Here is a 21,312-nt window from a genome sequence, read left to right on the forward strand (position 1 = left end):
CCCTCGACACGATCTCGCAGACGCCCGGCGCGGGGTGGAGCAGCCCGGTAGCTCGTCAGGCTCATAACCTGAAGGTCGTTGGTTCAAATCCAACCCCCGCAACCAGATCCGCAACGGCCCGTCATCCCCCGATGACGGGCCGTTCTGCGTTTCCGGGATCCCAAAGGGATCATCCCTTTGGCGGGTCGAGGGCAGAGCCCTGGAAGATCTCAGGGCTCCGCCCCGACACCCCGCCCAAGGGACTGGTCCCTTGAGGATCCCCGGACATGCTAGAGGGTCGTTCCCCATCGAGCCCAGGGAGGCGTTGAGCCATGCGGATCCTCGCGGAGGCCGACCCGGCCGAGCATCTCGACGTGCTGGTGATCGGTGCCGGGATCTCCGGAATCAGCGCCGGCCATGCCCTGCAGACGCGCTGCCCGGACAAGAGCTACGCGATCCTGGAGGCGCGGGAGGCGCTCGGCGGCACCTGGGACCTGTTCCGCTATCCGGGCCTGCGCTCGGATTCCGACCTCTACACCTTCGGCTTCAGCTTCCGGCCCTGGACCGAGGACAGGTCGATCGCCGACGCCGCCTCGATCCTGGCCTATCTGCGCGAGACCGCCGCCGCCTTCGGCATCGACCGCAAGATCCGCTACCGCCAGCGCGTCGTCTCGGCCGCCTGGAGCACGCCGGAGGCGCGCTGGACCGTCGCGGTCGAGGTCGGGCCGGAGCGGCGACGCCTCACCTATACCTGCGCCTTCCTCTATGTCTGTGCCGGCTACTACGATTACGAGGCCGGCTACCGGCCGGACTGGCCGGGGCTGGAGCGCTTCGGCGGCCGCCTCGTGCATCCGCAGGCCTGGCCGGAGGATCTCGACCATGCGGGGCAGCGGGTGGTGGTGATCGGCAGCGGCGCCACCGCGGTGACGCTGGTGCCGGAGATGGCCAAGACCGCCGCCCACGTCACCATGCTGCAGCGCTCGCCGACCTATATCGTGGCGCTGCCGGCCAAGGACCACATCGCCAACTGGATGAGGCGCCGCCTGCCGGCGGCCCTCGCCCACCGGCTCGCCCGCTGGAAGAACATCGCCCTCAGCCTCGCCTTCTACCAGTTCGCGCGCCGCCAGCCGGAGATGATGACGCGCAAGATCCTCGGCGGCATCCGCGGCCAGCTCGGACCCGATTACGATGTCGGCCGGCATTTCACGCCGCGCTACAAGCCCTGGGACCAGCGCCTCTGCCTCGCGCCGGACGGCGACCTGTTCAAGGCGATCCGGCAGGGCCGGGCCTCGGTGGAGACCGGCCAGATCGCGCACTTCACCGAGACGGGGCTGCAGCTTGCATCCGGCACGCATCTGCCGGCCGACATCGTCGTCACCGCCACCGGACTCCAGGTGAGGATGATGGGCGGGGTGCAGATCAGCGTCGACGGCCGCACGCCCGACCCGGCGCAGAGCTACCTCTACCGGGGCATGATGCTGAGCGACGTGCCGAACCTCGCCCTGGCCATCGGCTACACCAACGCCTCGTGGACGCTGAAATGCGAGCTGACGGCCGGCTTCGTCTGCCGGCTCCTCCGCCGCATGGACGCGACGGGCTCCGCGTGGTGCGTGCCGCGGCGGGGGGAGGCCGCGGGCGAGGAGCCGCTGATCGGCTTCACCTCGGGCTATATCGAGCGGGCGCGCCACCTGATGCCGAAGCAGGGCGCGTCGCGCCCGTGGAAGCTCTACCAGAACTACGTGCTCGACCTCGCCGCGCTCCGCTACGGCCGGCTCGACGACGGGGCCCTCACCTTCGGCGGGCGCCGGGAGAAAACCCGCGCGGCCTGAGCGCCGCGCCCCTCGCGGCAGGGGAGGGGGCTTGTTCGCCGAAGCGCGACGCCGTCCCCGCGCGGCCGGTCGCCTTCCCTGCCGAGGAACAGGCGGCCCGGTCTGTTCCGGGGCGCGGCCCCGGACCGGGTGCGCCGCGCGCCCGGCTGCGAGAGCATGGGCCGAAACGGGGCATCCGCGTTCCGCGCGACCGCGCTGGCGGTTGGCGGCGCGGCACAAGCCTCGGGGTCGAGGGAGGACGATGAGAATGCGCGAGACGCTGACGCGGATCCTGGGCGCCGGCCTGATCGGGCTCGCCCTGGCGGGGGCGCCGGCCCTGGCCTTCGAGCCGGCGCCGCTCGCCGGGGCGGCCGAGCTCGGCTTCGATCCCGGGCGGCTTCAGGCGGTGGCCGATCTGGTTCAGCGGGACGTCGGCAGCGGCAAGATCCCGGGCATGGTCCTGATGGTCCTGCGTGACGGCAAGCCGGTCATGGCCCGGGCCTTCGGCGAGCAGAGCCCGGGCGTGCCGATGCGCCTCGACAGCCTGCACCGCATTGCCTCCACCACGAAGCTCTTCGTCACCACGGCGGCCCTGCGCCTCTACGAGCAGGGCCGCTTCAAGCTCTCCGATCCGGTGGCGACGCATCTGCCCGAGTTGAAGGATCTCAAGGTCTATGCCGGGTTCGAATCCGCTACGAGCGGCGAGGTGCCGCCGCCCGAGGCGCCGCGGCGCCCGCCGACGGTGCAGGACCTGATGCGCCACACGGCGGGCCTCACCTATTGGTGGATCGGGCCGGCCAACCCGGTCCGGCGCAGCCAGCGCGAGCAGGACCTCGAGGGGCTCTACGGCCTGACCGGCCCGGAGATGCTCGCCAAGCTCGCCCAGCAGCCCTTGCTCTACCAGCCGGGCACCACCTTCGAGTACTCGATCGCCACCGACGTGCTCGGGCACATGCTGGAGCGCATCGAGGGCAAGCCCCTCGACCGGATCCTGGCCGAGCAGGTGCTGGAGCCCTTGGGCCTGACCGATACGGTCTGGCAGGTGGACGAGGCGCAGGCCGGCCGCCTCGCCGAGCCCTCGCAGGCGACGCGGGAGAAGGACCCGCTCGCCTGGGTCTTCACCTGGCTCGACCTGCGGAAAGCCCCGAAGCGCTTCTCGGCCGGGGCCGGCCTCGCCTCCACGGCGGGCGACGTGGCGCGCCTCCTGCAGATGCTCGCCAATGGCGGCACCCTCGACGGCGTGCGGCTGCTGGCGCCGCGCACCGTGCGCCTGATGCTCCACCACGACCAGCTCAACGGCATCCGCGGCCCGCGCAACAACGTGGATGACGGCTATGGCTGGAGCCTCGTCAACCCGGTGCGGCTCGCCACCGGCGGCCACACCACGCCCGGCGCGCCGGGCGACCTGTACTGGGGCGGCATCACCGGGCCGCGCTACATGCTCGACCCGGCCGAGCGCCTGGTGGTGGTGGCGATGTTCCAGGCGCCGAGCCTGCGCGGGCACTACTACGCGCTGCTGCGGCAGATGGTGTACGGCGCGCTGATGCGGTGAGGGCGGCGCCTCAGGTCACCACGCTCGGCTCGGCGCGGCCGGTATGGCCGGCGATGTCGGCGATGGCGCGGGCCGCCGCGACCACGGGGCTGAGCACCTCGGCGGGGTCGCGGTCGTGCCGGTCGCGGTCGTAGCGCTCCAGATAGACGCGCAGGGTCGCGCCCTGCGTGCCCGTGCCGGAGAGCCGGTAGACCACGCGCGCGTCCTCGGCGAAGGCGATGCGGATGCCCTGGCGCTCGGTCACCGAGCCGTCGACGGGATCGACGTAGCGGAAATCGTCGGCGCTCTGGACGGTGAGGCCGGAGAAGACCTGGCCCGGCAGGTCGGCCAGGCGGTCGCGCAGGGCCTGCATCAGGGCCTCCGCCGACGCGCTCTCGACCTCCTCGTAGTCGTGGCGGGTGTAGTAGTCGCGGCCGAACTCGGCCCAGTGGGCGCGCACCAGGGCGTCGGCGCGCTCGCCCGTGGCGGCCAGGATGTTGAGCCAGAGCAGCACCGCCCAGAGCCCGTCCTTCTCGCGGACATGGTTCGAGCCGGTGCCGGCGCTCTCCTCGCCGCAGAGGGTGATCAGGCCGGCATCGAGCAGGGTGCCGAAGAACTTCCAGCCGGTCGGCGTCTCGTAGGCCGGGATGCCGAGCTTCCGCGCGACCCGGTCGGCGGCGCGGCTCGTCGGCATCGAGCGGGCGAGCCCGGCAAGGCCCGCGGCGTAGCCCGGGGCGCGGTGGGCATGGGCGGCGAGGATGGCGAGGCTGTCGCTCGGCGTCACGAAGAGATGGGGCGCCACGATCATGTTGCGGTCGCCGTCGCCGTCCGAGGCTGCGCCGAAATCGGGCGCGTCGGGGCCGTGCAGCAGGTCGAACAGGTCCTTGGCGTGGACCGGGTTCGGGTCCGGATGGTGGCCGCCGAAATCCTCCTGCGGCTCGGCATTGACCACGGTGCCGGGAGCGGCGCCGAGCGCGCCTTCGAGGATCGCCCTGGCGTAGGGGCCGGTGACCGCGCTCATCGCGTCGAAGCGCATGCGGAAGCCGCCCGCGAACAGGCGCCGGATCGCGTCGAAGTCGATCAGCTCGGCCATCAGCGCGGCGTAGTCGGCCACGGGATCGATCACCGCGACCACGGTGCCGCCGAGGGTGGTCTCGCCGATCCGGTCGAGGTCGAGGTCCGGCACGTCGAGGATGCGGTATTCCGCGAGTCCCTTCGCCCGCTCGAAGATCGCGGCGGTGACGCTCTCGGGCGCCGGGCCGCCGTTCCTCGCGTTGAACTTGATGCCGAAATCGCCGTCCGGACCGCCGGGATTGTGGCTTGCCGAGAGCACGATGCCGCCGAGCGCCCCGGATTTGCGGATCACGCAGGAGGCGGCCGGCGTCGAGAGCAGGCCGCCGCGGCCGACGAGGAGCCGGCCGAAGCCGTTGGCGGCGGCGATCTTGATCGTGGTCTGCACCACCGTCCGGTTGAGGAAGCGCCCGTCGCCGCCGATCACCAGGGTCGCGCCGGCCTTGTCGGGCAGGGTGTCGAAGATCGCCTGGACGAAGTTCTCGACATAGTGCGGCTGCCGGAAGACCGGCACCTTCTTGCGCAGGCCCGAGGTGCCCGGCTTCTGGTCCGGGAAGGCGGTCGTCGGAACGGTCTTGAGAGCCATCGGCGGGGGCGTATCCTTCCGGGCGCGTCGCGGGGAGGGGCTGAGCGGCGAACCTCGGCCGTTCACTAGTATGGCGATGCCGGAGGGATTCAACAGGGGCGGCGGCGCGCCGGGAGGCCGTCTTCTCCCCCGCACGGGGAGTGGCACGCGCCCGAACCGTCCTTATAATGCCGGTCAAGGGGGCCCTCCCGCGGGCTCCGTTACAGCGAGCCCGTTTTGATGTCGCGCATCCCGAACTTCGCCGAGGTCCCGTTCTCGGGTGAGCCCCTGCCGGCTCCCGCGCCGGTGCTCGGCGAGCCGTGGATGAGCCCGGAGGGCATCCCGGTGAAGGGCGCCTACGGCCCCGAGGATCGCGCGGGGCTCGAGTTCCTGAACACCTATCCGGGCCTGCCGCCCTATCTGCGCGGGCCCTATCCGACCATGTACGTCACCCAGCCCTGGACGATCCGGCAATATGCCGGCTTCTCCACGGCCGAGGATTCGAACGCCTTCTACCGGCGCAACCTCGCGGCCGGGCAGAAGGGCCTCTCGGTCGCCTTCGACCTCGCCACCCACCGCGGCTACGATTCGGACCATCCGCGCGTCTCGGGCGATGTCGGCATGGCGGGCGTCGCGATCGATTCGATCTACGACATGCGGACCCTGTTCTCCGGGATCCCGCTCGACGAGATGACCGTGTCGATGACGATGAACGGCGCGGTGCTGCCGGTGCTCGCCCTCTACATCGTCGCGGCCGAGGAGCAGGGCGTGCCGCCCTCGAAACTGGCCGGCACGATCCAGAACGACATCCTCAAGGAGTTCATGGTCCGCAACACCTACATCTATCCCCCCAAGGGATCGATGCGGATCATCTCGGACATCTTCGCCTACACCTCGGCCAACATGCCGAAGTTCAACTCGATCTCGATCTCCGGCTACCACATGCAGGAGGCCGGCGCGACGAACGACCTGGAACTGGCCTACACGCTCGCCGACGGCGTCGAGTACATCAAGGCCGGCCTCGCGGCGGGCCTGACCATCGACCAGTTCGCCCCGCGCCTGTCCTTCTTCTGGGCGATCTCGACGAACTTCTTCATGGAGGTCGCCAAGATGCGGGCCGCGCGCCTGATCTGGGCGAAGCTCGTGAAGCAGTTCGAGCCGAAATCGGACAAGTCGCTGCCCTTGCGCACCCATTCGCAGACGAGCGGCTGGTCGCTCACCGCGCAGGACGTGTTCAACAACGTCACCCGCACGGCGATCGAGGCGATGGCGGCGACGCAAGGGGGCACGCAGTCGCTCCACACCAACGCCCTCGACGAGGCGCTGGCGCTGCCGACCGACTTCTCGGCCCGGATCGCCCGCAACACCCAGCTCTTCCTGCAGCAGGAATCGGGCACCACCCGGATCGTCGATCCCTGGGGCGGCTCCTACTATGTCGAGCGGCTGACCGCCGACATGGTCGCCCGCGCCTGGGAGCATATCCGCGAGGTCGACAGCCTCGGCGGCATGGCCAAGGCGATCGAGGCCGGCATCCCGAAGCTGCGGATCGAGGAGGCGGCGGCCCGCGCCCAGGCCCGCATCGATTCCGGCCGCCAGACGATCGTCGGCATCAACAAGTTCAAGCCCGACGACGAGATGGCGATCGAGCTCCTGCGCGTCGACAACGGCAATGTGCGGACGCTCCAGATCGACAAGCTCAAGCGCCTGCGGGCCGAGCGCAACCAGTCCGACGTGGACGCGGCGCTCGCGGCGCTGACCCAGGCGGCGGACGGCACGGGGAACCTGCTCGAACTGGCGGTGAACGCGGCGCGGGCCAAGGCCACGGTCGGCGAGATCTCGGAGGCGCTGGAGCGGGCCTGGGGCCGGCACCGGGCCGAGATCCGCTCGATCTCGGGCGTCTACAAGCGGGAGGTCGGCGGCATGTCGCCTGTGGTCGAGAAGGTGCGCGGTCTGGTCGAGGCCTTCGAGGAGAACGATGGGCGCCGCCCGCGCATCCTCGTCGCCAAGATGGGTCAGGACGGCCACGACCGCGGCCAGAAGGTGATCGCCTCGGCCTTTGCCGATCTCGGCTTCGACGTGGATATCGGGCCGCTCTTCGCCACGCCCGCCGAGGCCGCGCGCCAGGCGGTGGAGAACGACGTCCACATCGTCGGCGTCTCCTCGCTCGCCGCCGGCCACCTGACGCTGGTTCCCGAACTCCGGGCGGCGCTGGCCGAGGCGGGCCGCGACGACGTGATGATCGTGGTCGGCGGCGTCATCCCGCCGGGCGATTACGAGGCCCTCTACGCCGCCGGCGCCTCGGCGATCTTCCCGCCCGGCACGGTCATCGCCGAGGCCGCGGTCAAGCTGATCGAGGAGCTGAACGGGCGACTCGGCTACGGCACCCGGCAGGCGGCGGAGTAGCAACGGACCTCGTCACGCCCGAAGGATCTCGGGCTTCGCGCCGCATGAACGATCCGTCGAGACGGGCGCAGGCGCTTCGGCAGCGACAGACCGCCGCCGAGGCGCGGCTGTGGCGGGTCTTGCGGAACGGCCAGCTCAACGGCTGGAAGTTTCGCCGGCAGCACCCGGTCGGCGAAGCGATCGCCGATTTCGCCTGCATTGCCGCCAATGCTCGTGGTCGAGGTCGACGGCGCCACACACGCGACCGAGGCCGAACGCCTTCGGGACGAACGACGGACCGAAGCACTCATGCGGTGCGGCTTCGCGGTCCTGCGCGTCCATAACGTCGACGTCGCAGAGAACCTTGAGGGCGTCCGCGAGACGATTCTGGCCGCGATCGAGCGGCGGACCAGCCTTTAGGGGACGACGGGTCGAGCGCAGGATCCGCGACAGGCCCCCTCTCCCGTTCGGGAGAGGGTTGGGGTGAGGGGTGAGACCGATCCGGAGAGGTCGCGGCGGCGAGGCGGCTCCGGCCCCGTTCCATCCTGATAATTCTCGACCCTCACCCTGTCCCTCTCCCGAACGGGAGAGGGGACCCGCGCCTGATCCGGGCACCGATGGAGAGCTGGAACCGCGCTCTCCCTTCCCCCCTCTGCGGGGGAGGGTGGCCCCTGCGTCAGCAGGGGTCGGGAGAGGGGTGCGACGGTGCAAGCGGAGGCAGTTGGCCTTCATGCCTGCTCCGCCCCTTCCGGCAGCCGGGTTCCCCTCTCCCGCCTCACTCCGTTCGGCACCCTCCCCCTCCCAAGTCGGGCCTGCCCAACTTGGGCACGGGCAAGCGGATCTCGGGCAGGCCCGAGATCCGTGGGGGGAGGGAGGGCGCAGCGCCAGGGCGGAAAGGCCTGCCCTAAGACAAAAAGCTTGACAGACGAGAACAAAACACGTACATCCCAGCCACGCGCTGTCCCGCGGCGCGACGGGTCCTGCAACCCGCCGCGCCGCGCGCAGGGAGCCCGGGCCGCATGACCACGGCAGGTGAAGGACAGCGCGGCGGTTCCCGCGTCGCCGGCCGGTCAGCCGGCGCCCCGGGCGCCTCTGCGCGACACAGGGCCGTTCTCGGCGCCAGCCCGGATCAACAACGGGACAGCCCCGATAGTCCGGCCTGCACAGGTCGTTGGAACCGATGCCGGGCCCAATACGAGGTCCGGTGCACGACGCTTCAAGTCTGCCGGGGTGAGGCTGGGCGAGCCGGGCAACGGCGCTACGCAGTCCGCCACGATCGGGGTCGATGCAGGTGAGCAAGAGACCGCGACGCATAGACGGACGAGGCCGGCCACACGCGGCCCCCTCGTCCGCGGGACGCCGGGGAACTCGGTATCCGTACGCATATGAGTTTGGGTTCCGCGGCGTCCCGCGTCTCCCGCTCCAGCCAAGCCTCCGGCGTCAGCAAGACGCGCGGAGCCGAAGGCGCGTCGGCCTGTGGCATATCGCCGAGCCCGGTCGATCGGCTCGGGCCCCGCGCTAGCTGCCGCCGCAGCCCCAGTGTCTCGCACGACACGCCCGCCTTGCCGTCCCGGCCCGAGCGAGGAGGCCCGGCGAAGGGGTCTCGTGCGAGCCGCGCCACCCCCTGCGAGCGCCGTGTCGAAACCCATCAGCGACTATGCCGTCATCGGCGACACCCATTCCACCGCGCTCGTCGCCCGCGACGGATCGGTCGACTGGCTGTGCTGGCCGCGGCACGATTCGCCGGCCCTGTTCCTGAAGCTCCTCGACGACGTGAAGGGCGGCTTCTGCCGGATCGACCTCGACGGGCTTGAGCGGACCAGCCGGCGCTACGTTCCTGAGACCAACGTCCTGGAGACCACCTTCGAGACGCGGACCGGCCGGGCGGTGCTCCTCGACCTGATGCCGGTCAACCCGCCCAATACCGAGCCCGAGGAAGGGCCGGACGGGGAGGGGGAGAGCCGCCTCCTGCGCCTCCTCACCTGCGAAGCGGGCAGCGTCTCCGGCCGCTTCACCGTGCGGCCGACCTTCGACTACGCCCGCTGCGCCTGCACCCCCGTGCAGGAGGAGCACTGGGTGCTGTTCGAGGCCGGAGCGCAGCGGATCCGGATGAGCGGGGGCGAGCCGCGCGTGGCGGGCGCGGGCGCCGAGAGCCATGTCTCCCTGCGCGCCGGCGAGAGCAGCTATCTCGTCCTCACCCATGGCGAGGACGGCGACACCGCCGGCATCGACGATTTCGCCACCGCCCGCGCCCGGGTCGAGTCGACCATCGATTACTGGCGGCGCTGGAGCGCGCGCTGCTGCTATCGCGGCCCCTACCGCGAGACGGTGCTGCGCTCCGCGCTCTGCCTGAAGCTGCTGACCTACTCGCCCACCGGCGCCATCATCGCCGCCGCGACCGCCGGCCTGCCCGAGGCGGTGCCGGGCGAGCGCAACTACGATTACCGCTTCACCTGGATGCGGGACGCGACCTTCACGGTTACCGCCTTCGTGATGCTCGGCTACGTGCGCGAGGCCTCCGAATTCCTGCGCTTCCTGCGCGAGGCGGACGGCAGCTTCGGCCGGGACACCAAGCTGCTCTACGGCATCGCGGGGCCGATGCCGCCCGAGGAGGCGCTCGACCACCTCGCCGGCTGGAACGGGGTCGGGCCGGTCCTCATCGGCAACGCCGCCGAGCAGCAGGACCAGCACGACATTTTCGGCGAGCTGATCCGCGCCATCGCCGTCTTCCTGGAGGCGGTGGATTACGACCCGCCCGAGAAGGTCAACGACCGCCTGCCCGAGGTGCTCGACAACCTCACCCGCCGGGCGCTCGCCGCCCGCGACCAGCCCGACCACGGCATCTGGGAGCTGCGCACGCAGCCGCGCCACCAGCTCCACAGCAAGGCGATGATCTGGGTGGCGCTCACCGATGCAGCCCGCATCGGCCGCCGCATCGACGGGGTCTCGCCGGAGACGATCGCGGGCTGGGAGCAGGCGGCCGCCGCGCTCCGCACGGAGTATCTGGAGACCTGCTGGAACCCGGAGCGCAAGGCCTTCGTCGGGGCCTACGGCTCCGACGATCTCGACGCGGCGGTGCTGCGCGCGGTGCTGTTCGGCGCGATCGACGCGAACGACCCGCGCATGCTGGCGACCCTCGCCACCATCGAGACGGAGCTGGGCGCGGGCGACCTGATCTACCGCTACCGCGCCCCGGACGGGTTGCGGGGCGAGGAAGCCACCTTCACCCCGTGCGCCTTCTGGCGCGTCGGCTGCCTCGCGCTGGCCGGCCGCACCCGCGAGGCCAGGGCGGTGTTCGAGCGGCTGATCGGGCGGGGCAACGACCTCGGCCTGTTCGCGGAGGAGATCGATGCCGCCACGGGCGAGCAGCGCGGCAACGTTCCCCAGGGCTTCTCGCACATGGCGCTGATCAACGCGGCCCTGCGCCTCGAAGCCTGCATCGACCGTTTCGGCCTGCCCGAGGAGGAGCCGCGCCATGCGGCGGAATAGGGCAGGGACCGCCGCCGGATCCGGGTATCCAAAGGCCTCAGGCCTTTGGCGGGTCCAGGGCAGAGCCCTGGAAAACCTCAAGGCTTCGCCCCGAGACCCCACCAAAGGGGTGACCCCTTTGGGATCCCTGACCTCAGATACCGCTCGATCCGAAGCCGGCAGTGCCGCGGGCCGAGCCCGGAGCGGCCTCGACCAGCCTGAGGCGCGGACGGGCGACGCGCGTGAACACGATCTGCGCGATGCGCGCGCCCGGCTCGATCACGATCGGCGCGCCCGGGACCGGGTTGCGGTTCCAGGCCGAGATCAGGAGCGGACCCTCGTAATCGGCGTCGATCACGCCCGTCCCGTTGCCGAGGACGAGCCCCTCGCGATGGCCGAGGCCGGAGCGCGGGAAGACGAGGCCGCACCAGGCGGGATCGCCGATCATCAGGCTGCACCCGGCCGGGATCAGGGCGGGCGGTCCCTGCGGGTCGAGCGAGAGCGGCGCGTCGAGGCAGGCATGCAGGTCGAGGCCGGCGGCGGCCTCGGAGCCCCAACGCGGGAAGCCCCAGCCGGCGAGCCGCGGATCGAGGATCCGGACCGCCACCTCGGGCAGGTCGGACCCGGAGCGATCCGCGCTCACGCCTGGAGCTGCGCGATGGCCTCGGCGAGCGCGAGCACCCGCCGGGCCTCCTCGGCATGCAGGCGCTCGACCATCCGGCCCCGGAAGGGGATGGCGCCGCGCCCGCGATTCTCCGGCTCGGAGAAGGCGGCGATCAGGGCCTCCGCCTCGGCGACCTCCGCGGGCGCCGGGCCGAAGGCGGCGTTGGCGGGCGCGATCTGGCTCGGATGGATCAGCATCTTGCCGTCGAAGCCGCAATCGCGGCCCTGCGCGCACTCGGCCGCGAACCCGTCCGCATCCGTGAAGGCGTTGTAGATGCCGTCGATCACGTCGATCTCGTAGGCCCGGGCCGCGGCGACCGCGCTCATCAGCCAGGGCATCAGCGCCGCCCGGCCCGGCACGGGCCGCAGGCGGCCCGCCTTCAGGAGGTCGTTCGGGCCGACCACGAGACAGGCGAGGCGCACGTCCACGTCGCGGGCCGCGCTCGCGATGTCGGCGAGGTTCAGGATGGCGACCGGGCTCTCGATCATCGCCCAGATCCGGGTCTGGGGGAGCGCCTTCAGCCGGCGCAGGCGCGAGCCCACCGCCACGAGCGCCTCGGCCCCGGTCACCTTCGGCACCAGGATCGCGTCGGGACCGGCGGGGGCGAGCGCGGCGAGGTCGTCCTCGCCGTGATCGCCGTCGAGGGGATTGATGCGCACCACCACCTCGCGCCGGCCGAAGCCCCTGGCGGCGACCGCAGCGGCGACCGAGGCGCGGGCCTCCGCCTTCGCCTCCGGCGCCACCGCGTCCTCGAGGTCGATCATCACCACGTCGCAGGGCAGGCCGCGCGCCTTCTCGAGGGCGCGGGCGTTCGAGCCCGGCATGGAGAGCACGCTGCGGCGCGGGCGGATCTCGGTCATGGCACCCTCTCCCCAGATCCTTGGACCGATCGGCCGATACAGGCAGCGATGAGCGGAGACAAGGCGGGCCGGCGGCCCCAAATTCTCCTTGTCCCGGCGCAAACCCGAATTCACGGGAGGCCGCCGCAAAATCCTGCTAACCCGGTGACCATGACCGATTCCGCGCTTCCCATCCGGCACATCGCCCGCGCACTCGTCTTCGATCCGCAGGACCGCCTCCTGCTGATCCGCTACGAGTCGGTCCACGCCAGGGGGCCGGACGGACGCCCCAAGACCTTCTGGTTCATGCCCGGCGGCGGGCTGGAGCCCGGCGAGGATCATGTCGAGGCCTGCCGCCGCGAGTTGCGGGAGGAGATCGGCCGCGAGACCGAGATCGGTCCGCAGATCGCCGCCTGCGACGGTCCCTTCCACCTGTTCAAGCAGTCGCGCGACGCGCGCGAGCGCTATTTCCTGGTGCGCCTGCCCGACGACCAGGTCGATACCAGCCTGCTCGCCGAGACCGAGGATAATCCCGTGCTCGGCACCCATTGGTGGCCCATCAACGAATTGTGCACGACCGAGGAACACATCGAGCCGGCAGGACTTGGCGAGCTGGCGCGGGCGGTGGTCGAGGACAGCGTTCCCACCGAGCCCGTCCGCCTGACCTGGCGCGACGCCTGAACCGTCCGCCACCGAACGCCGTCCGCCAGACGCCGCAGGAGACCGCATGTTCCCACAGACCCTGACCGATGGTTACCGTGCCTTCCTCTCGGACCGGTTCCCGCAGGAGAGCCGCCGCTTCAAGCAGCTCGCCACCAGCCAGAGCCCGGAGGTGCTGGTGATCGGCTGCTGCGACAGCCGCGTCGCGCCCGAGGCGATCTTCGATGCGGGACCCGGCGAACTCTTCGTGATCCGCAACGTCGCCAACATCGTGCCCGTCTACGAGACGGGCGGCGACTATCACGGCACCTCGGCGGCGATCGAATTCGCCGTGCAGTCGCTGGAGGTGAAGCACATCGTGGTGCTCGGCCACGCCACCTGCGGCGGCATCAAGGCCTATGCCAACAAGGCCAAGCCGCTCTCGCCGGGCAACTTCATCGGTAAGTGGGTGTCCCTCGTCGCCCCCGCCGAGGCCAAGGCCGGCGATTCCTCGGCCGAGGATTATCTCACGCGCCTGGAACACGCGATGGTGAGCCAGAGCATCGAGAACCTCCTGACCTTCCCCTTCATCAAGGAGCGGGTCGAGAGCGGCACGCTCCAGCTCCACGGCGCCCATTTCGGCGTCGCGAGCGGCCAGTTGCTGGTGCGCGACCCGCAGACCGGCGACTTCGTCCCCGCCGTCGACCAGGAGGGCGGCCCGATCCGTCCCTCCGCCACCATCACGTGCGCCTGAGCCGGACATGCGAAAGGCGGCGAGCCCTTCGGCTCGCCGCCCCAATCGATCGCGTGAGCCCCCGGCCGGAGCCGGGGGCCGCATCCTCACATGCTGCGGGCGCCGGGCAGGCGCTGCGCCTGCTCGTAATGCATCTGGTAGACCGGCAGCGCCTGCTGCGCGTAGGTGCGCAGCGCCGGGTTCGGGCCGGTCTGGGCATAGGCCTGGGTCATGCCGATCGCCATCTGATGCGCCTTGAGCTGCTGGCTCACGTAGAGGCGGTCGAACTGCGCGCCGGCCGGAGCCGCCGACAGCTCGGCGAGCATGGCCTGCTGCTCGGGGTTCGGCTCCACGACGGTCCCGGCGGTGGCATCCACGTCGCCGCGGCCGATCCGGCTACCGGCGGCGGCACCGCGCGCCGCGCCAGCGCCAGCTCCCTCGACGGCGCCGACCGGGCCGCCGCTCAGCGTACCGCCGACGATGCCAGCGGCCGCGCCCGTGGCCGCCCCGACGGCGCCGCCCGCCACCGCAATCGGCGCGCCGATCAGGTCAGCCGGGCCGCCCATGGCCATCGGGCCGTCACTGCCGACGAGGGCGGCATTGGCCGCGCGATGGTCGCGGATCGCTTCGCGGGCAAAGGTCCGGATCTTGGGGTTGCGCGACTTCGACAGGGCGATCTGGCTCGACTGGATCTCGAAGGCATTGGCCTGCAGGGCCTGCAGCCGGTAATCCATCATGCCCTGTGCCATGGCGGGCGTGGACACCGCGACCATGAGCGCGGACACGGCAGCGTATTTCTTGAACATTCCGTACCTCAAATGAAGATGTGCAGCGCTGTTGGCTGCTCGGCGCAAGCGCCAGAGCGGCTGGAACCGGCCGGAATTCCGGTCTCGCTTCACGCCGTAAACGAGGGTTGCGGATCTTGGTTCCTGGGAATCTGAACAGGCTGTGGGCTTTTCTCGGACCAATACTGCCACGCTTCGGCCCGCCGCGCGGCAGGACGCTTCTCTGAGGCTCAACCTCCTCCAAGTCCTGAGAGCGGTCGCCGCCCTCATGGTTGTCGTCCATCACCTGCGGCACGAGCTTGGCGCGCTGGCCCTGGGCGGCACGGGGGCGGCCCCGTTGCCCTGGTGGGCCGGCGTCGACGTTTTCTTCGTGATCTCCGGCTTCATCATGGTCCACGCGACCGGGCCGGATTACGACCGCCCTGGCGGCCGCGCCCGCTTCCTCGCCCATCGCATCGCCCGGGTGGTGCCGCTCTACTGGCTCGTCACGCTGCTCTTCCTCGGAGTGGCGCTCGCCGCGCCGCGGGCGCTCGGCGATGCCGGGGCCGCCACGAACCCCGCCTATGTGGCAGCCTCCTTCCTGTTCTGGCCGGCGGCGCGGGCCGACGGGAGCGTGCTGCCGCTCTACGGTCTCGGCTGGACGCTCAACTACGAGATGTTCTTCTACGCCGTCTTCGCGTTCGGCCTTGGCGCCGGCCGTGCCTGGACGGTGGCATTCACGGCCGCCCTCTTCGCCGTGCTGGTCACGGCGGGCGCCGCGCTCCGCCCGCTGCCGACGCCACTGGCCTTCTGGTCGGACCCGATCGTGACGGAGTTCCTGTTCGGCGCCACGCTTGGGCTCGTCCATGGCGGCGGCATCCGCCTCGCCGCAGCGCCGCGCCTCGCCCTGGCGCTTGCCGGCACCGCCGGCCTCGCCGTCTTCGGGACGGGCGAGCCCTCCGGCTTCGCCCGCCCGCTCCTGGCGGGCCTGCCGGCCGCAATGCTGGTGGCAGCCGCTACTCTCGGCCGCAGCGGCGGGACGCCCTCCATGCATCGCCTGGTTCGCCCCCTGATTTCTCCTCTGGTCCGCCTGGGAGACGCCTCCTACGCCCTCTATCTGGTCCATCCCTTCGCCCTGCGCGCCATGCGCGAGGCCGTCGCGCGGCTCGGAGGAGCGCCGACGCTGGGCGCGCTCGGCGTCGGCACCCTGATGCTTGCCGGCAGCGTCGCCGCAGCGCTCCTGACCTACCGCCTGGTCGAGCGGCCGCTCACCCGCCGCCTGCGGCGCCTGCTCGACCGCGGCGGAGCGGCCGGACACGCGAAAACCGTGTGAGCCATCCGCCGCAGGCGATTTCCCGGCGGCGCGGCGCGCATTAGCCTCCCCGCCGAAGACCCGGCATGCGGCCCTCGGCCCATGCCCCCAGAGAGGATCCGGCGATGAAGACCCTGCTCGTTCCCGTGACGCTGCACGACGCGCTGCCCTCCGTCTTCGAGACGACGCGCCTCGTGGCGCAGCGCTTCGGCAGCCTGATCGAGGGCGTGTCCCTGCGGCCCGCCCTAGCCGAATACGTGCCCGTCGACATGGTCGGCGGCATGACCTGGCTGCGCGACGAGGAGGCCGACCGGGCCGAGGCCGAGGAGGCAGGTGGCCGCTTCATCGCCTTCATGGACGGGGCCGGCATTCCGCGCCACGCCCGCGATGGCCTGTGCATGCCGGAGAAGGTTCCAGATGCCGGTCCGCGCTACCGCTGGCGCCAGGACGTCCCGGCGGGCGACAGCTTCCTCGGGCAATATGCCCGCCTGTTCTCGGCGACCGTCGTCGGGCGGCCCGGCTCTACGGACGGCGCCCCCAGCATGGCGACCTTCGAGACCGCGCTCTTCGAGGGCGGGCGTCCGATCCTGCTCGCGCCCCCGACCGTCCCGACCGGCCTGGGGGATGCGATCGTGATCGCCTGGAACGGCTCCACCGAAACCGCGCGGGCGGTGGCCTTCGCGATGCCCTTCCTGCGTTCGGCCAAACGCACCCTGGTTCTGAGCGTCGAGGGCGGCACCGTGCCGGGCCCGAGCGCCGAGGACCTCGCCCGGGCCCTGGCTTGCGAGGGGATCGCTGCGGAGTTCAAGGCGATGCCGGCCGGGCGCCGCACGCCCGGCGAGACCTACCTCACCGAGGCGAAGGAGTTCGGCTGCGATCTCCTGATCAAGGGCGCCTATACCCAGAGCCGCCTGCGCCAGATGATCTTCGGCGGCCCGACGAGTCATCTCCTGACCCATGCCGACCTGCCGGTCCTGATGGCGCACTGACCGGCCGCGGCACAGCGGCGCAGGAACCTCGGCCGTCCGGTGACGTTGCGGCAGCGCCAATCCAGGACTCGCTAGAGCCGCGCTTGATCGCGTTGCGACGGGACACGGCTCGAAGCCCTTGTTGTGACGCGCTCTCTTACGCCGAACCGGCATCCACTTCGGAGGAGAGCGCTCTAGGAGTTCGAACGTGTTCAGAACCGCGATCGGAACCGCCCTGGCCGCCCTTGCAGCGGCCCTCGCCCTCTCCGGCTCGGCCGGCGCCGTCAACGGGCTCAGCCGGATACGCGGAACGGTGGAGATGCGCACAGACGACACCCTGGTGGTGCGCCGCTACGATGGCGGAACGGTCACGGCCTACATGAACCCGAAGACCCGGCTCCTCATCGCCAGCCCGAGCCGGGTGCGCGACATCAAGCCGGAGAGCTACATCAGCGTGATCTCCGAGCCGCAGGGCGAGGGGCGGGCGGTGCGGGAGATCGCGCTCTACTCGCCCTCCGAGCGCGGCTTCGAGGCGGGCAGCCAGCCCTGGGACACGGGCCCCGGTGCCACGCTGACGGGCGGCTGGATCGCCGACCGGACCGGGACCGATCCGGTCCATGTCCGCCTGCGCCACGGCGACGAGACGCCGAGCTTCACGCTGCCGCGCGGCACGCCGACGACGCAGATCGGGCCGGGTGAGAGGGCGCTGCTGGTGCCGGGCGCCAACGTCGTGATCTTCGCCCGCACGGACGGACAGGGCCTCCTCAACGCCGACACCATCGCGGTCGGGCGCCTCGGCGTGCGGCCGGCGCTCTGATGCCCGGCGACGGAAGCGCGGCCGCGCGCTAGATTGGCCGCATGACCGACGCCTTCGCCCTCGACCCACGCCTCGCCGCCGACACGGTGGTGGTCGGCGACCTGCCCCTCGCGCAGGTCCTGCTGATGGACGACGCCCGTTATCCCTGGCTCATCCTCGTGCCGCGACGCCCCGCCGTCAGCGAGCTCACCGACCTCTCGGCGGAGGATGGCGCGACTTTCTCCCAGGAGATCCGGCTCGCCGTCGGCGTGATGCAGGCTCTGGCCAAGCCCGACAAGGTGAACGTCGCGGCGCTCGGCAATGTGGTCGCCCAGCTCCACGTCCACGTGGTCGGGCGCTTCCGCTCGGATCCGGCCTGGCCCGGCCCGGTCTGGGGTCAGGGCGAGGCACGCCCCTATCCGCCCCATGCCCGCGCGCAGCTCGTCGAGCGCGCCGCCGCCCTGTTCGCCGCCGCCTGAGCCGATGCCCGATCCCTCCGCCACCCTCGGCTTCGCGCAGAGCCGCCTGCTGCGCCACTCCTCCGAGCAGCCGGAAGCGGCAGTACCGGGACCGGATGCCCCGGGCGCGCGCCTCGTCCTCCTCGTCGGGGACCGCCCGGTTCTGCGGGGCGGCACCGCCCTGCACGAGGCGGGAGACGTCGCACCGGAAGGTGCCGCGATCCGCCAACGCATCTTCCTCGGCCATATCGACGAGCGTCCCGTCTTCGCGCTCGCCCTGCACCCGGATGCGGGCGGCCCCTACGAGGCGGAGCCCTTCACGATCCTCGACCTCCGCTCCGTCGCCACCGAGGGGGCGGTCGAGCCGCACGAGCTCGGCCTCCTCGCCACCGCCAAGTCGATGCTCGACTGGCACGCGCGCCACGGCTTCTGCGCCAATTGCGGGACGCCGACCGAGCCGAGGGCCGGCGGCTTCCGCCGCGAATGCCCGAACTGCCAGGCGCACCACTTCCCCCGCACGGATCCGGTGGCGATCATGCTGGTCCGGCGGGGCGAGACCTGCCTGCTCGGGCGGGGACCGCACTTCAAGGAGGGGATGTATTCCTGCCTTGCCGGCTTCCTGGAGCCGGGCGAGACCATCGAGGCCGGGGTGGCCCGCGAGATCTACGAGGAGACCCGCATCCGCGTCGACGCGGTGCGCTACCTTGCCTCCCAGCCCTGGCCCTTCCCGTCCTCGCTGATGATCGGATGCATCGCAGAGGGCCTGGACGAGGCCATCGTGACGGACCCCACCGAACTCGCCGACGCCCGCTGGTTCGACCGCGAGGCGGTGATCCAGATGCTGGAGCATCGCCATCCGGAGGGCTTCTTCGCGCCGCCGCCGATGGCGATCGCCCACACCCTGATGCGGGCCTTCCTCGACGGCGCCTGAGGGTGGGCGGCCAGCGGACGAGCAGACGATGATCACCGTCCACCACCTGGAGAACAGCCGCTCGCAGCGGGTGCTCTGGCTCCTTGAGGAGCTTGGCCTCGACTACGAGATCCGCGCCTATGCCCGCGATCCGAGGACGCTGCTGGCTCCGCCGGAGCTGCGGGCGGTGCATCCGCTCGGCAAATCGCCGGTCATCACCGATGGCGGCCGGGTGGTCGCCGAATCGGGGGCGATCGTCAGCTATCTCACCGAGCGCTGCGGCGGCGCCCTCGTGCCGGCGGAGGAGGAGGCCCGCGCCCGCTACACCTACTGGCTGCACTATGCCGAGGGCTCTGCGATGCCGCCCCTCCTGCTGAAGCTCGTCTTCTCGCGGCTCGCTCCCGCGAGCCCGACGCTCCTGCGCCCGCTGGTGCGCGCGGTGGCCGGCCGCGTCCTCGGCGGCTTCGTCGAGCCGGAGCTGCGCCGCCACGCTGCCTACTGGGAAGCGGAACTCGCGGATCGTCCCTGGTTCTGCGGCGCGGCGTTCTCGGCCGCCGACATCCAGATGAGCTTCCCGCTGGAGGCCTTCGCGGCGCGCGGCACCGGGGCTGGGCCTCGGGTCACCGATTGGCTCGCGCGGATCCATGCCCGCCCCGCCTATCAGCGGGCGCTGCAGCGGGGCGGTCTCTACGCCTACGCCTGACCCCAGTCCTCAGAGGCTCGTGGGATCGGACTCGACGGGCCGCGCGCTCTCGGAGCGGTGCAGACGACTCAGGAGGACGAGAAGATGGCCGGGCAGGGGGCCCTGGGGCGTCTCCACGAGGATCGAGCCACCGCGGCGCGGCTCGGCCGGAGCTTTGGCATTGTCGTTGAGGACAACCGGCCCACGGCGGACGGATCGTCTGGACTTGGTCACGCGAACACGCCTCGAAGGTGGAACCAACTCGGAGAAGCCAGCGAGAACGCGGCGCAACCTGCCCGGTTCCGCGCCATGTCGGGCCCATGATGCGAACTTTCTGCCGCAGATTTGCGCGACCTCGACGCAGAATCGCGGGAGATGCCACCGCCTGCCCTGTCGACGTCTTGATGCGGTGATCGCTGGCGGCCCCGCCCGCCCGATGGTAGACGCCGCGCCATGATCGAAGGCCTGCCCCCGCACCGTCCGACCCACATCCTCCGGATGCTGACCGACGAGGCCTCGGCCCGCGCGATGACGGACCTGCTCGGCGAGATGTTCGATCCCACCGAGACCGCGGTCGCCGCCTTCGAGGCCGAGGACGGGGTCACGTGGCGCCTCGAGGCCTACTTTGCAGACGCGCCGGACGAGGGTTTCATCCGCGATCTGATCCGGCCGGTGGTGGGCGACGCCGCCGACACGGCCGAGTTCCGCACGATCGAGCAGCAGGACTGGGTGCGCGCCTCCCTGGAGGGACTGAAGCCGGTGCGGGCCGGACGTTTCCTCATCCACGGCGCCCACGACCGCGACGCGGTGCGGGCCAACGACCTGCCGATCGAGATCGAGGCGGCGCTCGCCTTCGGCACGGGCCATCACGGCACCACCCTGGGCTGCCTGCGCGCCCTCGTGGACGAGTTGAAGCGCCGCCGCCCGGCGCATGTCCTCGATGTCGGCACGGGCACCGGCATCCTCGCCTTCGCAGCGGCCAAGGCGCTGCGCAGCCCGGTCATCGCGGGCGATCTCGACGGCGAGGCCGTGACGACCGCCCGGGAGAATGCCCGGCTCAACGGCCTCGGGCCCTATCTGCGGCTCTACGAGGGACCGGGCGTGCGCCCCGCCCTCGCCGCCCGGCCCCGCCGCTTCGACATCGTGTTCGCCAACATCCTGGCCCGGCCGCTCAAGCGCCTCGCCCCCTCCCTCACGGCGGTGGTCGCGCCGAACGGCGTGCTGATCCTCTCCGGCCTGATCGAGCGCGACGTGGCGGGCGTGCTCTCGACCTACCGCCATCGCGGCTTCCACCTCGCCCGCAAGGGTGTGATCGAGGGCTGGGCCACCCTGGTCCTCCGCCGGGGCGGCGCCGCCCCGCGCCCGTGAACCGCGCGGCCTGAATCCGGGTTTCGACAGGGGTCACCCCTGTCGCGGGTCCGGGCGGAGCCCGGGACCGTCACGTCTGGGCTCCGCCCCGACACCGCGCCAGAGGGATGATCCCTTTGGCATCCCGGATGTCCGGGATGCGTGTCGGAGGTGCGGACCATGGCGACGCTGAGCGATCATCCGCAGACGCGAGATCCGGTCACGGAGGGCGCGCGGGCGCGGGCGGCGGGCCGGCCGAAGGATGCCTGCCCCTATCCGGCCGCGTCGCAGCAACGTGCCGACTGGCTCGCCGGCTATGACGGGCTTCCGCCCGGCCGCCCGCCGGATCCCCCGGCGGAAGGCGCCTGATCCTGGTTGCGGCCGGGCCCCGCCCCG

Annotated in this window: 20 protein-coding genes, 1 tRNA gene and 1 pseudogene; 17 read left to right on the forward strand and 5 right to left on the reverse strand. The window is 71.5% G+C overall.

Going from position 1 to position 21,312, the window contains the following annotated elements:
• Window positions 1–28 precede the first annotated feature (28 nt).
• The 3 genes from MET9862_RS09675 (at window position 29) to MET9862_RS09685 (ending at window position 3,339) form a co-directional block, all read left to right on the forward strand.
• Window positions 29–105 (forward strand) — tRNA-Met (locus tag MET9862_RS09675).
• 206 nt (window positions 106–311) lie between these two features.
• The gene (locus tag MET9862_RS09680) at window positions 312–1,808 is read left to right on the forward strand and encodes a flavin-containing monooxygenase (RefSeq protein WP_142582798.1); all 1,497 of its coding nucleotides are present in this window, start codon (window positions 312–314) and stop codon (window positions 1,806–1,808) included.
• A 247-nt stretch (window positions 1,809–2,055) separates the two neighbouring features.
• A complete protein-coding gene (locus MET9862_RS09685) occupies window positions 2,056–3,339 on the forward strand; it encodes a serine hydrolase domain-containing protein (RefSeq protein ID WP_185156816.1) in 1,284 nt (427 codons plus the stop codon).
• 10 nt (window positions 3,340–3,349) lie between these two features.
• On the opposite strand, the gene MET9862_RS09690 is transcribed toward MET9862_RS09685, so the two are convergent.
• On the reverse strand, window positions 3,350–4,975 hold the full coding sequence (locus MET9862_RS09690; protein ID WP_142582800.1) for an alpha-D-glucose phosphate-specific phosphoglucomutase: 1,626 nt from the start codon (window positions 4,973–4,975) through the stop codon (window positions 3,350–3,352).
• Between the two features lie 219 nt (window positions 4,976–5,194).
• Here MET9862_RS09690 and scpA point away from each other — a divergent pair, with 219 nt between their 5' ends.
• From scpA to MET9862_RS09705, 4 genes and pseudogenes are all read left to right on the forward strand, one after another.
• On the forward strand, window positions 5,195–7,357 hold the full coding sequence (gene scpA / locus MET9862_RS09695) for a methylmalonyl-CoA mutase (protein ID WP_497756005.1): 2,163 nt from the start codon (window positions 5,195–5,197) through the stop codon (window positions 7,355–7,357).
• 44 nt (window positions 7,358–7,401) lie between these two features.
• Window positions 7,402–7,503, forward strand: a pseudogene (locus MET9862_RS30430) (DUF559 domain-containing protein); the annotation flags it as partial.
• Between the two features lie 61 nt (window positions 7,504–7,564).
• A complete protein-coding gene (locus tag MET9862_RS30435) occupies window positions 7,565–7,756 on the forward strand; it encodes an endonuclease domain-containing protein (RefSeq protein WP_280178957.1) in 192 nt (63 codons plus the stop codon).
• Between the two features lie 1,215 nt (window positions 7,757–8,971).
• Window positions 8,972–10,825, forward strand: coding sequence for a glycoside hydrolase family 15 protein (locus MET9862_RS09705; protein ID WP_142582802.1), 1,854 nt, complete (start codon window positions 8,972–8,974; stop codon window positions 10,823–10,825).
• 133 nt (window positions 10,826–10,958) lie between these two features.
• Here the strand turns inward: MET9862_RS09705 and dut are convergent, their stop codons facing one another.
• Complete coding sequence (gene dut / locus MET9862_RS09710) at window positions 10,959–11,447, reverse strand: dUTP diphosphatase (protein WP_244612641.1); 489 nt, start codon at window positions 11,445–11,447, stop codon at window positions 10,959–10,961.
• Window positions 11,444–12,328 carry an HpcH/HpaI aldolase/citrate lyase family protein gene (locus MET9862_RS09715; RefSeq protein ID WP_142582803.1) on the reverse strand — a complete coding sequence of 295 codons (885 nt, stop codon included), beginning with the start codon at window positions 12,326–12,328 and terminating at the stop codon, window positions 11,444–11,446. The genes dut and MET9862_RS09715 overlap by 4 nt, the downstream gene beginning before the upstream one ends.
• A gap of 150 nt (window positions 12,329–12,478) precedes the next feature.
• On the opposite strand from MET9862_RS09715, the gene MET9862_RS09720 reads away from it, so the two are divergent.
• Window positions 12,479–12,988 carry an NUDIX hydrolase gene (locus tag MET9862_RS09720; protein WP_142582804.1) on the forward strand — a complete coding sequence of 170 codons (510 nt, stop codon included), beginning with the start codon at window positions 12,479–12,481 and terminating at the stop codon, window positions 12,986–12,988.
• A gap of 46 nt (window positions 12,989–13,034) precedes the next feature.
• The gene (locus MET9862_RS09725; RefSeq protein ID WP_142582805.1) at window positions 13,035–13,700 is read left to right on the forward strand and encodes a carbonic anhydrase; all 666 of its coding nucleotides are present in this window, start codon (window positions 13,035–13,037) and stop codon (window positions 13,698–13,700) included.
• Window positions 13,701–13,786: 86 nt separating this feature from the next.
• Here MET9862_RS09725 and MET9862_RS09730 read toward each other — a convergent pair whose 3' ends face one another.
• A complete protein-coding gene (locus MET9862_RS09730) occupies window positions 13,787–14,485 on the reverse strand; it encodes a DUF4142 domain-containing protein (RefSeq protein WP_142582806.1) in 699 nt (232 codons plus the stop codon).
• A gap of 142 nt (window positions 14,486–14,627) precedes the next feature.
• Here MET9862_RS09730 and MET9862_RS09735 point away from each other — a divergent pair, with 142 nt between their 5' ends.
• From MET9862_RS09735 to MET9862_RS09760, 6 genes are all read left to right on the forward strand, one after another.
• Window positions 14,628–15,776, forward strand: a complete 1,149-nt coding sequence (locus MET9862_RS09735) for an acyltransferase family protein (protein WP_280178958.1) — start codon at window positions 14,628–14,630, stop codon at window positions 15,774–15,776.
• A gap of 104 nt (window positions 15,777–15,880) precedes the next feature.
• The gene (locus MET9862_RS09740; protein WP_142582807.1) at window positions 15,881–16,744 is read left to right on the forward strand and encodes a universal stress protein; all 864 of its coding nucleotides are present in this window, start codon (window positions 15,881–15,883) and stop codon (window positions 16,742–16,744) included.
• A gap of 187 nt (window positions 16,745–16,931) precedes the next feature.
• On the forward strand, window positions 16,932–17,540 hold the full coding sequence (locus MET9862_RS09745; protein ID WP_142582808.1) for a hypothetical protein: 609 nt from the start codon (window positions 16,932–16,934) through the stop codon (window positions 17,538–17,540).
• A 41-nt stretch (window positions 17,541–17,581) separates the two neighbouring features.
• Window positions 17,582–17,998: an HIT domain-containing protein gene (locus MET9862_RS09750; protein WP_142582809.1), complete on the forward strand. Its 417-nt coding sequence runs from the start codon at window positions 17,582–17,584 to the stop codon at window positions 17,996–17,998.
• 4 nt (window positions 17,999–18,002) lie between these two features.
• Window positions 18,003–18,908, forward strand: coding sequence for an NAD(+) diphosphatase (gene nudC, locus MET9862_RS09755; protein ID WP_142582810.1), 906 nt, complete (start codon window positions 18,003–18,005; stop codon window positions 18,906–18,908).
• 28 nt (window positions 18,909–18,936) lie between these two features.
• Window positions 18,937–19,590 (forward strand): glutathione S-transferase family protein, encoded by a 654-nt coding sequence (locus tag MET9862_RS09760; protein ID WP_142582811.1) that lies wholly within the window; start codon window positions 18,937–18,939, stop codon window positions 19,588–19,590.
• A gap of 9 nt (window positions 19,591–19,599) precedes the next feature.
• Here MET9862_RS09760 and MET9862_RS09765 read toward each other — a convergent pair whose 3' ends face one another.
• Window positions 19,600–19,803, reverse strand: a complete 204-nt coding sequence (locus tag MET9862_RS09765; RefSeq protein ID WP_142582812.1) for a hypothetical protein — start codon at window positions 19,801–19,803, stop codon at window positions 19,600–19,602.
• A 219-nt stretch (window positions 19,804–20,022) separates the two neighbouring features.
• On the opposite strand from MET9862_RS09765, the gene MET9862_RS09770 reads away from it, so the two are divergent.
• Entirely contained in the window at window positions 20,023–20,937 is a 915-nt protein-coding gene (locus tag MET9862_RS09770; RefSeq protein ID WP_142582813.1) for a 50S ribosomal protein L11 methyltransferase, read from the forward strand.
• A 159-nt stretch (window positions 20,938–21,096) separates the two neighbouring features.
• Window positions 21,097–21,285 (forward strand): ribosome modulation factor, encoded by a 189-nt coding sequence (locus MET9862_RS09775; RefSeq protein ID WP_142582814.1) that lies wholly within the window; start codon window positions 21,097–21,099, stop codon window positions 21,283–21,285.
• Window positions 21,286–21,312 lie beyond the last annotated feature (27 nt).

Origin of the sequence: Methylobacterium symbioticum, assembly GCF_902141845.1 — a bacterium.
Lineage (GTDB): Bacteria > Pseudomonadota > Alphaproteobacteria > Rhizobiales > Beijerinckiaceae > Methylobacterium > Methylobacterium symbioticum.